We start from the raw sequence: 14975 nt of genomic DNA, 5'->3' as shown, positions 1-14975 counted from the left end.
ACCCTGACGCCAGCGGCGTCAGGGCGCAGGATCACAACGACTGGTGGCGGGTCTCGTGGGTCAGCAGCAGGGCGATCAGCGTCAGCGCCGCCATCGCCGCCAGATAGGTGCCGACCGCCGCGAGGCCGTAGTTGCCCTGCAGCCAGGCGGCAATGTACGGGGCGACCGAGGCGCCAAGAATCGACGACACGTTATAGGAGAACGACGCGCCGGTGTAGCGCACTTCCGTCGGGAACAGCTCCGGGAGCAGCGCGCCCATCGGGCCAAAGGTCAGTCCCATCAGGCTTAAGCCCAGCAGCAGGAAGGCGAAGACCAGCAGCGGGTTACCGGAACCCAGCAGCGGTTTAAAGGCGAACAGGGCGAACAAAATAATCATCGTGGTGATGACAATCATGCTCTTGCGCCGGCCAAAAGCGTCCGCCAGCAGGCCGGCGATCGGCACCATCACGCCAAAGCCAATCACCGCCATCATCAGCATCCACAGCACTTCGTTACGCGGCAGGCCCAGGCCATTCGGCGCGGCGCCGGTGCTGAAGGTCATCGAGTAGACGGTCATGATGTAGAACAGGGTATAGGTGGCCAGCATAATGAAGGTGCCCAGCACCGTCACGCGGACGTGTTTGGTCAACAGGGTACCCAGCGGGATTTTGACCTGTTTTTTCGCCGCCGCTACTTTGGCGAAGACCGGTGTTTCATGCAGCGAGACGCGAACATACAGACCGATGATCACCAGCACCGCGGAGAAGATAAACGGCACGCGCCAGCCCCACTCCATAAACTGCTGGTCGGTCAACAGCCAGGAGAGCAGCAGGAAGGTGCCGTTGGCGAAGAAGAAGCCGATCGGCGCGCCCAGCTGTGGGAAGGAGCCGTACAGCGCCCGCTTGCGCGCCGGGGCGTTTTCCGTTGCCAGCAGCGCTGCGCCGCCCCATTCTCCCCCGAGCCCAAGACCCTGGCCGAAGCGCGCCAGCGCCAGCAGCATCGGCGCGACAATGCCAATGCTTTCATAGCCGGGCAGCAGGCCGATCACCACGGTGGAGATCCCCATGGTTAACAGCGAGGCGACCAGGGTGACCTTCCGGCCAACGCGATCGCCGAAGTGGCCAAACAGGGCGGAGCCGATCGGCCGGGCGACGAAGGCGATGGCGAAGGTGGCCAGCGACTGCAGGGTGGCCGCAGCGGCATCGCCCTGCGGGAAAAAGATATGCGGGAAGACGATGACCGCGGCGGTCGCATAAATGTAGAAGTCGAAAAACTCAATGGCAGTACCAATGAGCGAGGCGACAACGACTTTATTGCGCGAGTTGACCGGGGCAGTTTCCTGCGTGTTTTCGAGTGTGGTGGCTGTGGCTTGCATAGATCTTTCTTATTTTTGCGCGAACGAAAAGCCATATAGCCACAGCCACAGGGACATTTCAATCTGTAACAAACGCTGATAATGGCCAAAAAATAGACAATAAGCGGATAATTTTTACGCCAGAAAAAATAGTTCTATGAAATGCTTCACACAATTAAAAGGATAGAGGATAAAACCAGTTTCGAGTTAAATAAAAGTTAAGAAGCGGATTTATCTTCTGAAATATTGTGCGAGGATGAATTTTGCCGCTTCAATTCATCCTCGCAATACGTTAACGGTGGGTTTTGCCCGGCATCCGCCGGTCGTCTTTATACTCCGCGGTGGCGATCCACGCGGCGCAGAACAGCGTCAGGCGGGCAAAGAAATAGAAAAAGGCCATCAGCCCCAGCACCGATCCAAATGCCGCCCCGGAGGGGGATTTCACCAGCGCCGGCAGCGTCCAGGTCATGACAATTTTGATGATTTCAAAGCCAATCGCCGCGATAAGCGTGCCGCGAAACAGCGCTTTGCGGCGCGGACGATGGCGTGGCAGACGCCAGAAGATCCAGAAAAAGAGCAGGTAGTTGGCAAAAATCGAGATCGCGAGGCCGATTAGCCGCCAGGCGGGTTTCAGCCATTCAATGTTATCGAGATACAGTGCGGAAATAATCATCTGCTGGGCGGAGCCGGCGACGGAGGTGATCGACAGCGTAATAATCAGCGCCACCAGCAGACCGATCAGTGAGATAAAATCGCGGAAGTATTTTATCCAGATTTTCTCTTCGTCCTGCGGCCGGCGCTCCCAGACGTCGCGCGACTGGGCGCGGATCGCTTCGCGCAGGTTACCCATCCAGTTAATGCCGGAATAGAGGGCGACCAGCAGACCGACCAGACCAACGGTGGTGCGCTGCTGCACCGCGGTATTGATGGTGTTTTTCAAGGTTGCCGCCAGCGTTGGGTCGCTGACGTTTTGCAGGATTTTGTCAAAAATGTCCTGCAACAGCGTCGGATGCCAGGCCAGCACGAAGCCGGCGGCGGCGAAGGAGACCATCAGGATCGGGATCATCGACAGGAACGAGAAATAGGTGATAGCCGCGCCAAACTGATTGCCCAACCGGTCATTGAAGCGCTCAGCGGCGCGCAGCAGATGGGCGACCACTGGATTGCGCTGCACTTTGGCCGCCGTTCCGGTGACGGTCTTCAGCGCTTGACTGGCTTTTTGCCCGACGGTTGTATCATTGAGGGCATCGAGCGTGCTTTTGCTTTTCTCCGGCTGCGGGTCCGGTTCCTGTGGCGGGCGTCGATCGTCGTTTTCCGGCGTCATACGTGTTTTCTTCCTTTTTTACAGCGAGATTCAGCAAAAAGTATACCTTAAATGCCGTATCCTGCAGGAATGCCTCTCCCGCCGCCCGTTTACCGCCCACGCGGATCAATCGACATACGCTTTCATCAGTCCACCCAGCCACTCCATAAACAGATGCACGCGACGGGAGAGATTGCGCCGGTGCGGGTAGATAAGCGAGACCGGCAGCGGTTCGGCGCGGTACTGGGGCAGGATCTCCGTCAGGTCGCCGGCGCGCAACGCCTCGCGCACGCCGGTGCGCGGCACCTGAATAATCCCCAGCCCGGCAATACAGGCCGCCTGATAGGTTTCCGTGCTATTAACCGTCAATATGCCGCCAGTTTTTACCCAGCGCACCGCACCGTCGATCGCGACCTCAAAGCCGGGGGGACGGACCCCGAGGGTGCTGGCGTAGTGGATCAGGGCATGATCCGCCAGATCCTCCAGGGTTTGCGGGTAGCCAAAGCGGGCGAGGTAGTCCGGGCTGGCGCAGTTAATCTGCGTCAGCTTGCCCAGCGGGCGGGCAATCAGCCCTGAGTCTTTGAGCGCGCCGACGCGCACCACGCAGTCAAACCCCTCGCGGATCACGTCCACCAGCCGATCGCTGCTGCTCAGCTCCAGTTCGATGCCCGGATACTGCTGTAAAAAAGTCGGCAGGTGCGGGATCACCAGCTTTTTGGCAAAACCGACCGGCATATCCACCCGCAGCCGGCCGCTGATGCTCGCCGGATCGTGCTGGAACATACCGTCCAGTTCGTCGAGATTGCTCAGCAGATCCTTTGCCCGCTCGTAGTAGACGATCCCATCCTGGGTGAGCTGGACCCGGCGGGTGGTGCGGTGCAGGAGCCGTACGCCAAGATGGCTTTCCAGGGCCTGGATCTGCCGTGAGACGCTACCCTTAGGTAGCGCCAGGGTCTCGGCGGCACGGGAGAAACTCTCCAGATCCGCGACCCGAATGAATAACTGCATTGCATGAATTTTATCCATGCCGATCGCCTATTGTTGTTGTTAATGAAACAGTAAAACGCAATGTAGCGTATTTATTGTTGCATGAGCAGTTAATAAGCTACAACACAATCACAACGCAATCTGAAAGGGGTCTTCTGATGACACAACGTATCGCTTTAGTGACCGGCGGCAGCCGCGGTCTGGGTAAAAACGCCGCGTTGAAGCTGGCGGCGAAGGGAACCGATATTCTTCTGACCTACCACAGCAACCGCCAGGCGGCCCTCGAGGTGGTGGCGGAAATAGAGAAAAAAGGGGTTAAAGCGGCAGCATTAGCGCTGAACGTCGGCGATATTTCAAGTTTTGATGCTTTCGCCAGCGAGGTAGCGCAGGTGCTGACGCAGCAGTGGGGACGCACCACCTTTGATTATTTACTGAACAACGCCGGGATCGGTCTCAACGTGCCCTTTGATGAGACCAGCGAAGCGCAGTTTGACCAGCTGATGAACATCCAGTTTAAAGGGCCGTTTTTCCTGACCCAGCGTCTGCTGCCGCTTCTGCAGGACGGGGGACGGATCCTCAACGTCTCAAGCGGCCTGGCGCGTTTTGCCCTGCCGGGCTATGCGGCCTACGCCGCGATGAAGGGGGCGATGGAGGTCCTGACCCGCTATCAGGCGAAAGAGCTGGGCGGGCGCGGGATTTCGGTGAATATCATTGCGCCGGGAGCCATCGAGACCGACTTTGGCGGCGGCGTGGTGCGCGATAACGCCGAGGTGAATCGACATATCGCCGCTCAGACCGCGCTGGGGCGCGTTGGGCTGCCGGACGATATCGGCGACGCGATTGCCGCCTTGCTCAGCGATGAGCTGGCGTGGATGAACGCTCAGCGCGTGGAAGTCTCGGGTGGGATGTTCCTCTGAGCCAGAGCGACGACAGGCGGTGCGCTACGGCGCATCGCCCTCCGCGCGCAGCCGACCGAACAGCCAGTCATTGTGCCAGCGCCCGTTCAGCCAGTAGTTCTCCCTCAGTTCCCCCTCCAGCCGGAATCCGGCTTTGAGCAGTAACTGCTTTGACGCCTCGTTGCCGGCGGTGACGCTGGCGGTCAGGCGGCGGATGCCGCCGGTGGTAAAGGCGTAGTCGCACAGCGCGCGCAGCGATTCGTAGCCATAGCCACGTCCTTGCGCCGCCGGGGCGAAGAGAAAGCCAACTTCGGCAATGTCGCGGTGGTGATGCTGGTAACCGGTCAGGCCGAGCGGAGTGTGGGTGAACCTGTCGCGCACCACCAGGCACAGCCAGTGTTCATCTCACGGCGCCCATGGCGGCAGTCGCGAATCGAACGCTTCGCGAATGGCCGCCTGTGGCCGGAGGTCGGCGACGTAGAGCATGACCTGCGGATCCTGCTGCAGGGAGAGAAAAAACGACCAGTCGTCCAGCTGCAGCGGTGAGCAGCGCAGGCGCGGCGTCAGAAGTTCAGGCATAAGCGTCATTCCTGGCAGAGCGAATCCTCTGAACATAGCAGGAGACGGCCGCCGGGGACAGCCCGACTAGGTTGGCTCCCCATAGAGGCCAATCAGTCGGCGTACCACGCCGTTGGTCCAGCCGAAGCCATCCTGCAGGGGATACTCCCCGCCGCCGCCCTCATGGGGGACGCCGGTGGCAATATGGTATTTCTCAATCAGCTTGTGGTGCTGCTTGTAAAAGTGGTTGACCGTTTGCAGCCAGCTCCAGGCGATCTCATCTCCCAGCGGATCCTGGCCGTAGCGTTTGAATCCCTGGATCGCCATCCACTGCAGCGGCGCCCAGCCGTTGGGTTTATCCCACTGCTCGCCGCTTTCGTATTCGGTGGCCATGATCCCCCCGGGGGTAAGCAGGCGGGCCCGTACCGCATCGGCAAGGCGTTCCGCCTGCTCATGGGTTGCAAGGCCGACGTACAGGGTGACGATGCTGGCGGCAGAAAACAGCGCCGGCTGTTCACGGCGCCAGTCATAATCACGAAAACAGCCGTTCTCGTCATCCCACAGATAGCGGTTGACCGCCGCCCGCCGATCCTGGGCCTTCTGGCGAAAGGCCGCTTCCGTCTCGCGATCGCCCTTCAGGCCGGAGAGGTTGGCGATGGTCGTCTCCAGCTTGAACAGAAAGGCGTTCAGGTCGATGGGGATAAACTGCGTCGTGCGGATGCTGGCCAGCCGCGTGCTATCCCGCAGCCAGCGGCTGGAGTAGTCCCAGCCGGACGCGGCGCCCGCCCGCAGGTCGCGGTACACTTCATTGGCGGGTCGGCCGGAGTGGCGGGCGGTCTCCACGTCCTCGCGCCAGGACTCATCCCGCGGCGTGTCACGGTCGTCCCAGTAGCGATTGAGCAGGGAGCCATCCGGCATGCGCACCACGTGACGATACGCCTGGTGCGGGATCAGCGACTCGGCGCCGTCCATCCAGAAAGCGTGCTCCATCTTCAGATGGTCCAGATAGCGCTTCGCGCCGCGCACGCCGTCCTCTTCAAACAGTTCAACCATCAGGGCGAAGACCGGCGGCTGCGACCGGCTGAGGTAGTAGGTGCGGTTGCCGTTCGGAATGTGGCCGTAGGTTTCAATCAGCCAGGCGAAGTTATCGGCCATGCATTTCAGCAGATCTTCCCGGCCGCTCTCCGCCAGTCCCAGCATGGTGAAATAAGAGTCCCAGTAATAGGTTTCGCTGAAGCGACCGCCGGGCACGATGTAGGCCTGCGGCAGCGCCAGCAGCGATGACCAGGGAATATGATCCTGAGGCTCGCGGGTCAGCACCGGCCACAGCTTGTCGATGTGCTCTTTCAGCGTCAGGCTGGGGTCGGAAGTGTAGACGTCGGTCTGGCTCGCCGGCAGCCAGAAGTTGTCCTCAACGAACTGGCGCAGGTCGAAATCGGGCTGACGTTTGACCTTGCGGTAGTTGCGCAGGATGTCCAGCGGATCGTGTTTCGGCGCGCAGTCGGGGAAGGTTTTGCTGTCGGCAAAAATGCGTGATTTCTGCACGTTGGTAAACAGCTCAAGATAGCGATCTGCCGGGGTAAGGGCGTCGGACGCCGGGAGTCCCTCGATCACCTCAGGCTCCGGTTCTGCGTCAATCATCTCATCCAGCTTTAATTCGTACGGATCGGCTTCGTAGCAGGGATCGATGTCGATCCTTAACTCGTCGTCTTCAACGTGGCGTAATTTCTGGCTGAACATAGCGATACGGACCTCCGGATTGCGTGAGTTCGCGGCCGGGCGCGCCCGGCCTTGTCTACTAAGGATAGACAGTCGCTTCGGTGAGCGTGAAGTAAACTGTGCGTTAGATCACGCTTTCCCGCCTGCAGGAAATACCGTGATTATGAGGTAATCGTTTGATAAATAATTAAAAAATAGGCGAACGGGCGAAGATAAAATTCGGAGCATTCATTATGCAACAAAATTTTATCCCGGGGCCCGATCACTCCCAGGCCGCCTCCAGCATCTCCAGCAGCTGTTCGCTGCTCAGACTGACCGGGTTGGCCTTCATCGACGAGGAGGTGCTGGCGGCCAGCGCCGCCGGTTCCAGCGCATCGCGTGCTACGCCGAGGTCGCGCAGGGTGCCAAGGCCGGCGCGATGGCTCCATTCCCGCAGACTGTCCCAGACCTGATCCACAGGCACGTCCAGCCCGTCGGCCAGCCAGCGGCGAACGTCGTTGAAGCGCTGGCGCAGGGCAGGGTCGTTTATCTGTGACTCATTGAGCGCCAGGCCAAACGGCAGCAGGCTGCCGCATAAGGCGCCGTGCGAGGCGCGGCTCAGGCCGCCCAGCGGACCGGCGAGACCGTGGATCACCCCCAGCCCGGCGTTTGCCAGCGCCAGCCCGCCGCACAGGCTGACCCAGGCCATCTCGTCGCGGCTGACCGGGCACTCTTTTTCCATCAGGACTTTCAGCGCACGGATGCCCCGCGGGATCGCCTGCTGGCAGAGGGCATCGGTGAAGGGAGTGGCCCGGCTGCAGAGCCAGGGCTCGATCACCTGGGTCAGGGCATCGAGGCCAGCGCTCAGGGTGATGCTCCGCGGCGCGTTGTCGGTTAGCGCCGGGTCGACAATCGCCAGGTCAGGCAGCATTCGGTCGTCGCGCAGGCTCACTTTCCGCTGCTGCTCCGGAACGTTGATCACCGCATTTTTGGTGACCTCCGCGCCCGTGCCAGCGGTGGTGGGGATCGCCACGAACGGCAGGGGACTGGCTTCCAGCTGACGGCCCGTTCCCACCACCTCCAGATAATCAATCAGTGGGCCGGTGGCGGGGACCAGCGCCGCAATCGCCTTACCGGCGTCAATCACCGCGCCGCCGCCGAGGCTGACCACCGCCCGGATGCCTTTCTCGCGCGCCAGCTGGACGCCCTGCTCGATATCGCTAAGCCAGGGTTCGCGGCTTATCGCCAGCGTCGTGACCGCCAGCTGCAGCGCCTCCAGCTGATGGCGCAGAAACGCCGCCCGCTGCGGGCTGGCTCCATGCACCAACAGAATGGGGCCGCCCTGCTGCGCCAGCCAGGAGGTGGCGCTCTCGGCCTGACCACGGCCAAAACGAATATTTGCAGGCATCAAAACGGTAAACGGGGTCAACATGTCGGGTTCCTTTTCGGCAAACAGGCTGGAATCAACTATACACATTATCCAGTGCTCTGCCTTGTTGCTGGCTGACAATAGAGTAGAGTGAATGATCTCTCTTTTATGGCTGAGGAATCGCTGACGATGCTAACAATTCTGGGCAAACGCTCTTCAATCAATGTACGGAAAGTGCTGTGGACCTGCGAAGAGATCGGGCTGGCGTACCAGCAGGAAGACTACGGCAGCGGATTTAAGCCCCTGGATACGCCCGAATTTCAGCGCCTGAATCCTAACAGCCTGGTGCCGGTGCTGCTGGACGACGACTTCGTGCTCTGGGAGTCGAACAGCATTTGCCGCTATCTGGCGCGCAAAGCGGAGCGCTGGGATCTGCTGCCCACCGAGCCGCAGCCCGCCGCCGAGGTGGAGCACTGGATGGACTGGCAGGCGACCGAGTTCAACACAGCCTGGCGCCATGCCTTTATGGGGCTGGTGCGTAAAGATCCGCGCTTTCAGGATCCGGCGGCGATTAAAGAGAGTATTGCCACCTGGACTCAGTGTGTGCGCATTGTCGAAGCGCAGCTGCAGCGTACCGGGGCGTGGATAGCCGGCGAGCGCTTCACCCTGGCCGATATCGTGCTAGGGCTGTCGGTGCATCGCTGGAAGATGACCCCTTTTGCCCATCCGGAGATGCCGGCCGTGGAGCGCTGGTATATGGCGCTTAATCAGCGCCCGGCGTTTATGCGTCATGGCAATAACGGCGTGGCCTGAGCATAAAAAAAGAAGCCCCTGGGGGCTTCTTTTTATCATCCGGCGATCGCGTCTTAGCGCATGGTGACGAACTCTTCTGCCGCCGTCGGGTGAATGGCGACGGTGTTGTCGAAGTCTTTTTTGGTGGCGCCCATTTTCAGTGCCACCGCAAAGCCCTGCAGCATCTCATCCATCCCGAAGCCGATGCCGTGGATCCCGACAATTTTCTCTTCCGGACCGACGCAGACCAGCTTCATGCGGCACGGCTGGCGGTGCGAGGTGACGGCGGTGTACATCGCGGTAAAGGACGATTTGTAGACCTTCACGGCGTCGTCGCCGTACTGCTCGCGCGCCTGCGGCTCGGTTAAGCCGACGGTGCCGATAGGCGGATGGCTGAAGACCACGGTCGGGATGTTGCTGTAGTCCAGGTGCTCTTCCGGCTTGTTGTTAAACAGGCGTTCGGAGAGACGACGGCCAGCGGCAACCGCTACCGGGGTCAGCTCGACGGCGCCGGTGTTATCGCCCACCGCGTAGATGCCCGGTACGCTGGTGTTCTGGAACTTATCAACGACAATGTAGCCTTTATCGTCGGTTTTCACGCCCGTAGCCGCCAGGTTGAAGTTATCGGTCGCCGGTTCGCGGCCAATCGCCCAGATCAGGCAGTCAACGGTCTGGCTGCGGCCATCTTCCAGCTCCAGCGTCAGGCTGCCGTCGGCATTCTTCACTACCGCTTTCGGGATCGCATTGGTATGCAGCTGCGGACCTTCGGCGTTCATCACTTCCACCAGCGTCTCAACGATCAGCGGATCGAAGCTGCGCAGCGGCGCGTGCTTGCGCACGAACAGATGGGTTTCGGCGCCGAGGCCGTTAATCACCCCCGCCAGTTCAACGGCAATATAGCCCGCGCCGACTACCGCCACGCGCTTCGGCAGCGCCGGCAGTTCAAAGAAACCGTCGGAATCAATACCGTATTCCACACCCGGAATGTTCGGGTGGCTCGGGCGGCCGCCGGTGGCGATCAGGATATGATCGGCGGTGATCGTCTCGCCGTTCACTTCCACCGTGTGGGCATCGACAAAGCGCGCGAACCCTTTGATCACATCAACTTTATTCTTACCCAGTACGTTGTCGTAGGAGGTATGAATGCGGTCGATATAGGCGCTGCGGCTGGCGACCAGCTTATCCCAGTCAAAATGGTTGATGGTGGTATCGAAACCGTAGTCCGGGCCGTAAAGATGAATCGCTTCGCGGATCTGCGCCGCATGCCACATTACTTTTTTCGGCACGCAGCCGACGTTGACGCAGGTGCCGCCCAGTTCTTTGGCTTCAATCAGCGCGCACTTCTGGCCGTACATCGCCGCACGGTTAATCGAGGCGATACCGCCGCTACCGCCGCCAATGGCGAGGTAATCATAATGTTTGCTCATGCCCATATGTCCTTAATCGTTGATTGCCGCGATTGTAGCGCGAGGCTTAAAAGGTTCCACCGATGGTTGCGATTACTCCGGCACGATCCAGCTGACGGTCGTATGGCCGGTACCGGCGGGAACCAGCTTGCTGTGCAGCCACGGCAGCACATTGTTCATCTGCTGTTCCAGCTTCCACGGCGGGTTGATGACGATCATCCCGGAAGCGGTCATGCCGCGCTGGTCGCTGTCCGGACGCACCGCCAGCTCAATCTGCAGAATTTTACGAATGCCGGTGGCTTCTAACTCTTTGATCATGCGCTTGATCTGCGCGCGAAGTACCACCGGGTACCACAGGGCGTAGGTGCCGGTAGCGAAGCGTTTGTAGCCTTCGTTAATCCCGGTCACCACCGCCTGATAGTCGGTTTTAATTTCATACGGCGGGTCGATCAGAATCAGACCGCGACGCGATACCGGCGGCAGCTTGGCTTTCAGCTGCTGGTAGCCATCGGCTTTATCAACGCGCGCGCGGCTGTCTTTCTGGAACTCGGCGCGCAGCAGCGGGAAATCGCTCGGGTGCAGCTCGGTCATCTGCAGGCTGTCCTGCTCGCGCAGCAGCTGGCGGGCGATCAGCGGAGAGCCCGGGTAGTAGCGCAGCTGGCCGTTACGGTTGAAGTGTTCGACCACGGAAATATACGGCTCCAGCTCTGCCGGCAGGTCGTCCTGCTGCCAGATGCGGGCGATGCCTTCGAGATACTCGCCGGTACGCTCGGCGTGCTCGCCGCTCAGCTGATAGCGGCCCGCGCCAGCGTGGGTGTCCAGGTAGAGAAACGGTTTTTCTTTCTCTTTCAGCGCTTCGATGATCAGGCTCTGAACGGTGTGTTTGAGGACGTCGGCGTGGTTGCCTGCGTGAAAGCTGTGGCGATAACTGAGCATGGATACAGAGATTCCGGGAAATAAACAAGTTAACCGATAGTTTACCGCAGATCGGCCGAGATTACCGCTGCGCCGCCGCGCTGTTTCATTTCTGCCAAAAGCGTTGCAAAACATAACGCTGTCATAAAAACGTCAAACGGCCGCGCTAGCGTCGGGTACAGGCAAGGTAATTATTTGAATAAAAGGAAAAATAATGAAAAGGCAACTCTCACTGCTGGCCGTCGCGCTGCTGCTGGCGCAACCGGTTCTGGCTAAAGACATCCCGCTGGACAGGGCGGCGGCCCTCGCCAATAGCGTGACGCCGGCTGCCTCCAGCCAGGCGTATGACGATCTTGAGCAACAGGCGCTGGCGCAGCTGCGCCACGCTCTGCAGGGGGATGCCGCCACGCTGACCCGCGATCGGCTGGCGCACACGAAACAAAACAAAACTCAGGCCGATACCGCCTGGCTGAAGGCCAGCGGCTACGATTTCCAGACCCGGGCTAACCAGCAGGCGGGCATTGCGCTGCTGTCGGCGTTCAGCACCCTGCCGGAGACGGTCGTGAAGCAGAATCTGGCGACGGTGACTGCCATCAATCGCGATGCCGTGCAGACCACGCGCCGTCAGGCGCTGGCCGATGCGGAAGGGATTAGCTACCTCTACTTCCTCAGCGATGCGCTGGGGCCGCGGCTGGGCAAAGCGTTTCTGGCCGCCTATGACCAGGGCGCGCTGGGGAAAGCGGCAGCATTGATCAAAGCCTCGGAGGTCAGCACCGGCGAGGCGAAAAAGCACTTCAACAATCCGCGGCCGTTTCTGGTTCAGGGCAACACCATTCACCTGGTGCCGGACGACGTGGTGGTGAAGGATAATCAGCCCTACACCGCCGACGGCGGCTCGTTCCCCAGCGGCCATACCAACACCGGCTATACCGATGCGCTGCTGCTGGCGGCGATGATCCCGGAGCGCTATGACGCGCTGGTAACCCGCGGCGCCCGCTATGGCTACTCGCGCATCGTGCTGGGCGTCCACTATCCGCTGGACGTGATCGGCTCGCGGATGGTAGCCGAGCGCAACGTGGCCCATTATCTTAACGATCCGCACTACCGGGTATTATTTAACGAAGCCCGCGATCAGCTGCGCGCCGCGCTGGCGAAAGCCTGCGGCACATCGCTTGCCGAGTGCGCGAAAAGCAGCGTGAAAGACGATCCCTGGCGCGATCCGGCGATGCGTGATTTCACCCGTTTCACCCTGACTTACGATCTGCCGCAGCAGAAGGGCGCGCAGCCGCGTCTGCAGGTGCCGGAGGGGGCGGAAGTGCTGCTGGAGGCTGCCCTGCCGCAGCTGTCGGCGGCCCAGCGCCGGGCGCTGATGGTCAATACCGCGCTGCCGGCGGGCTACCCGCTGTCCGGCGTCACCCCCGAGCAGCAGTTCTGGCAGCGGCTGAATCTGTCGGCGGCCTGGGAGATGGCGCAAAAAGGGCATTAACGCGGTTTCCGGCACGCTGCACCGCGTGTCGGCCTTTTCCCGCAACGGGCGGACTTATCGCAGCAATACCCAGGCTGACGCACCGCCCGTCATTGAAATTCCCCCAACTATCCCCCATTCTAGATCTCATGCATAAGCGCCGGACGCGCGCTTCATTCACCCTTTTCAACAGGACAGCGCATATGACCAATCCATTACTGACGCCTTTTTCCCTGCCGCCTTTTTCTGCGATCAAACCAGAGCACGTGGTCCCTGCGGTCACCAAAGCGCTGGAGGATTGCCGGGCCGCGGTGGAAAGCGCGGTGGCGCACGGCGCGCCGTATAGCTGGGAAAATCTTTGCCAGCCGCTGGCAGAAGTGGACGATGTGCTGGGACGCATCTTCTCGCCTGTCAGCCATCTGAATTCGGTAAAAAACAGCCCGGAACTGCGTGAGGCCTACGAACAGACGCTGCCGCTGCTCTCGGAGTACAGCACCTGGGTCGGCCAGCATGAAGGCCTGTATAAAGCCTACCGCGACCTGCGCGATGGCGATAACTACGCCACCTTGAATACCGCGCAGAAAAAAGCGGTCGATAACGCGCTGCGCGATTTTGAATTATCCGGGATTGGCCTGCCGCCCGAGGCGCAGAAACGCTACGGCGAAATCGCTGCGCGCCTCTCTGAGCTGGGCAACCAGTACAGCAACAACGTCCTCGACGCTACCATGGGCTGGAACAAGCTGGTGACCGACGTCGCCGATCTGGCCGGTATGCCGGAAAGCGCGCTGGCCGCCGCTCAGGCTCAGGCGCAAGCCAAAGAGCAGGAAGGGTATCTGCTGACCCTGGATATCCCGAGCTATCTGCCGGTGATGACCTACTGCGACAACCAGGCGCTGCGCGAAGAGATGTACCGCGCTTACTCCACCCGCGCTTCCGATCAGGGGCCGAACGCCGGGAAATGGGATAACAGCCCGGTGATGGCGGAGATCCTCGCGCTGCGTCACGAGCTGGCGCAACTGCTGGGTTTTGACAGCTATGCCTTTAAATCCCTCGCCACCAAAATGGCGGAGGATCCGCAGCAGGTGCTCGACTTCCTCACCGACCTGGCAAAACGCGCCCGTCCGCAGGGCGAAAAAGAGCTGGCCCAGCTGCGCGCCTTCGCCAAAGCCGAGTTTGGCGTTGATGAACTGCAGCCGTGGGATATCGCTTACTACAGCGAAAAACAGAAACAGCACCTCTACAGCATCAACGATGAGCAGCTGCGCCCCTATTTCCCGGAAAACAAAGCCGTTAACGGCCTGTTCGAAGTGGTTAAGCGCATTTATGGCATCACCGCCAAAGAGCGTACCGATGTCGATGTGTGGCATCCGGAAGTGCGCTTCTTCGAGCTGTATGATGAAAACAATGAGCTGCGCGGCAGCTTCTATCTCGACCTGTATGCCCGCGAGCATAAGCGCGGCGGGGCGTGGATGGACGACTGCGTCGGCCAGATGCGTAAACTGGATGGTTCCCTGCAGAAGCCGGTCGCCTACCTGACCTGTAACTTCAACCGCCCGGTCAACGGCAAGCCGGCGCTGTTCACCCATGACGAAGTGATCACCCTGTTCCACGAGTTCGGCCACGGTCTGCACCATATGCTGACCCGCATCGACACCGCCGGGGTTTCCGGCATCAGCGGGGTGCCGTGGGATGCGGTCGAGCTGCCGAGCCAGTTTATGGAGAACTGGTGCTGGGAGCCGGAAGCGCTGGCGTTTATCTCCGGTCATTATGAAACCGGTGAACCGCTGCCACAGGAGCTGCTGGAGAAAATGCTGGCGGCGAAAAACTACCAGGCGGCGATGTTTATTCTGCGCCAGCTGGAGTTCGGCCTGTTCGATTTCCGCCTGCACGCGGAGTACAAGCCGGAGCAGGGGGCGAAAATCCTCGAAACCCTGGCCGAGATTAAAAAGCAGGTCGCCGTGGTGCCGGGCCCGACCTGGGGCCGTTTCCCGCATGCGTTTAGCCATATCTTCGCCGGCGGCTACGCGGCGGGTTACTACAGCTACCTGTGGGCCGACGTGCTGGCCGCAGACGCCTTCTCACGCTTCGAAGAAGAGGGGATTTTCAACCGCGAAACCGGTCAGTCGTTCCTCGACAATATCCTGAGCCGCGGCGGTTCCGAAGAGCCGATGGTGCTGTTCAAACGCTTCCGCGGACGCGAGCCGCAGCTGGACGCGATGCTGGAGCACTACGGGATCAAAGGCTGATTGCTAC

General features: G+C 60.5%; 11 protein-coding genes and 1 pseudogene. 4 read left to right on the top strand and 8 right to left on the bottom strand.

All coding sequences use genetic code 11. From position 1 onward, the window contains the following. Window positions 1-31: 31 nt before the first annotated feature. From ACKLKD_RS10590 to ACKLKD_RS10580, 3 genes are all read right to left on the bottom strand, one after another. The gene (locus ACKLKD_RS10590; protein WP_025710715.1) at window positions 32-1354 is read right to left on the bottom strand and encodes an MFS transporter; all 1323 of its coding nucleotides are present in this window, start codon (window positions 1352-1354) and stop codon (window positions 32-34) included. Between the two features lie 271 nt (window positions 1355-1625). Beyond that, window positions 1626-2657 (bottom strand): inner membrane protein YhjD, encoded by a 1032-nt coding sequence (gene yhjD, locus ACKLKD_RS10585; RefSeq protein ID WP_087806384.1) that lies wholly within the window; start codon window positions 2655-2657, stop codon window positions 1626-1628. Between the two features lie 105 nt (window positions 2658-2762). Next, entirely contained in the window at window positions 2763-3662 is a 900-nt protein-coding gene (locus ACKLKD_RS10580) for a LysR family transcriptional regulator (RefSeq protein ID WP_087806382.1), read from the bottom strand. A 119-nt stretch (window positions 3663-3781) separates the two neighbouring features. Between ACKLKD_RS10580 and ACKLKD_RS10575 the strand changes: the two genes are divergently transcribed. Beyond that, window positions 3782-4540 (top strand): SDR family NAD(P)-dependent oxidoreductase, encoded by a 759-nt coding sequence (locus ACKLKD_RS10575; RefSeq protein ID WP_025710718.1) that lies wholly within the window; start codon window positions 3782-3784, stop codon window positions 4538-4540. Window positions 4541-4564: 24 nt separating this feature from the next. On the opposite strand, the pseudogene ACKLKD_RS10570 reads toward ACKLKD_RS10575, so the two are convergent. From ACKLKD_RS10570 to ACKLKD_RS10560, 3 genes and pseudogenes are all read right to left on the bottom strand, one after another. After that, window positions 4565-5098, bottom strand: a pseudogene (locus tag ACKLKD_RS10570) (GNAT family N-acetyltransferase). Window positions 5099-5164: 66 nt separating this feature from the next. After that, on the bottom strand, window positions 5165-6817 hold the full coding sequence (locus ACKLKD_RS10565) for an alpha,alpha-trehalase (RefSeq protein WP_025710720.1): 1653 nt from the start codon (window positions 6815-6817) through the stop codon (window positions 5165-5167). A 241-nt stretch (window positions 6818-7058) separates the two neighbouring features. Beyond that, complete coding sequence (locus ACKLKD_RS10560) at window positions 7059-8207, bottom strand: iron-containing alcohol dehydrogenase (RefSeq protein ID WP_087806380.1); 1149 nt, start codon at window positions 8205-8207, stop codon at window positions 7059-7061. A 126-nt stretch (window positions 8208-8333) separates the two neighbouring features. Between ACKLKD_RS10560 and ACKLKD_RS10555 the strand changes: the two genes are divergently transcribed. Next, window positions 8334-8957 carry a glutathione S-transferase family protein gene (locus tag ACKLKD_RS10555; protein ID WP_042929026.1) on the top strand — a complete coding sequence of 208 codons (624 nt, stop codon included), beginning with the start codon at window positions 8334-8336 and terminating at the stop codon, window positions 8955-8957. 53 nt (window positions 8958-9010) lie between these two features. Here the strand turns inward: ACKLKD_RS10555 and gorA are convergent, their stop codons facing one another. Both gorA and ACKLKD_RS10545 read right to left on the bottom strand, forming a co-directional pair. Next, window positions 9011-10363, bottom strand: coding sequence for a glutathione-disulfide reductase (gorA, locus tag ACKLKD_RS10550; protein WP_087806378.1), 1353 nt, complete (start codon window positions 10361-10363; stop codon window positions 9011-9013). Window positions 10364-10435: 72 nt separating this feature from the next. Further along, the gene (locus ACKLKD_RS10545; RefSeq protein ID WP_057212750.1) at window positions 10436-11278 is read right to left on the bottom strand and encodes a 23S rRNA (adenine(2030)-N(6))-methyltransferase RlmJ; all 843 of its coding nucleotides are present in this window, start codon (window positions 11276-11278) and stop codon (window positions 10436-10438) included. Between the two features lie 193 nt (window positions 11279-11471). On the opposite strand from ACKLKD_RS10545, the gene ACKLKD_RS10540 reads away from it, so the two are divergent. Together ACKLKD_RS10540 and prlC are read left to right on the top strand one after the other, a co-directional pair. After that, window positions 11472-12743 (top strand): acid phosphatase, encoded by a 1272-nt coding sequence (locus ACKLKD_RS10540; RefSeq protein WP_025710725.1) that lies wholly within the window; start codon window positions 11472-11474, stop codon window positions 12741-12743. A 182-nt stretch (window positions 12744-12925) separates the two neighbouring features. After that, on the top strand, window positions 12926-14968 hold the full coding sequence (prlC, locus tag ACKLKD_RS10535; RefSeq protein ID WP_080924232.1) for an oligopeptidase A: 2043 nt from the start codon (window positions 12926-12928) through the stop codon (window positions 14966-14968). The last annotated feature ends 7 nt before the right edge of the window (window positions 14969-14975 follow it).

This window comes from Klebsiella sp. 10982 (assembly GCF_048589245.1).
GTDB classification, from domain to species: domain Bacteria; phylum Pseudomonadota; class Gammaproteobacteria; order Enterobacterales; family Enterobacteriaceae; genus Klebsiella; species Klebsiella quasivariicola.
Note: the sequence above shows the minus strand (reverse complement) of the source record. Positions and strands in the feature narration are given on the sequence as shown.

Excerpts from the sequence above, each read along its gene's own strand:
- ACKLKD_RS10590 (WP_025710715.1), bottom strand. The coding sequence starts at position 1,354 with ATGCAAGCCACAGCCACCACACTCGAAAACACGCAGGAAACTGCCCCG.
- yhjD (WP_087806384.1), bottom strand. The coding sequence starts at position 2,657 with ATGACGCCGGAAAACGACGATCGACGCCCGCCACAGGAACCGGACCCG.
- ACKLKD_RS10580 (WP_087806382.1), bottom strand. The coding sequence starts at position 3,662 with ATGGATAAAATTCATGCAATGCAGTTATTCATTCGGGTCGCGGATCTG.
- ACKLKD_RS10575 (WP_025710718.1), top strand. The coding sequence starts at position 3,782 with ATGACACAACGTATCGCTTTAGTGACCGGCGGCAGCCGCGGTCTGGGT.
- ACKLKD_RS10565 (WP_025710720.1), bottom strand. The coding sequence starts at position 6,817 with ATGTTCAGCCAGAAATTACGCCACGTTGAAGACGACGAGTTAAGGATC.
- ACKLKD_RS10560 (WP_087806380.1), bottom strand. The coding sequence starts at position 8,207 with ATGTTGACCCCGTTTACCGTTTTGATGCCTGCAAATATTCGTTTTGGC.
- ACKLKD_RS10555 (WP_042929026.1), top strand. The coding sequence starts at position 8,334 with ATGCTAACAATTCTGGGCAAACGCTCTTCAATCAATGTACGGAAAGTG.
- gorA (WP_087806378.1), bottom strand. The coding sequence starts at position 10,363 with ATGAGCAAACATTATGATTACCTCGCCATTGGCGGCGGTAGCGGCGGT.
- ACKLKD_RS10545 (WP_057212750.1), bottom strand. The coding sequence starts at position 11,278 with ATGCTCAGTTATCGCCACAGCTTTCACGCAGGCAACCACGCCGACGTC.
- ACKLKD_RS10540 (WP_025710725.1), top strand. The coding sequence starts at position 11,472 with ATGAAAAGGCAACTCTCACTGCTGGCCGTCGCGCTGCTGCTGGCGCAA.
- prlC (WP_080924232.1), top strand. The coding sequence starts at position 12,926 with ATGACCAATCCATTACTGACGCCTTTTTCCCTGCCGCCTTTTTCTGCG.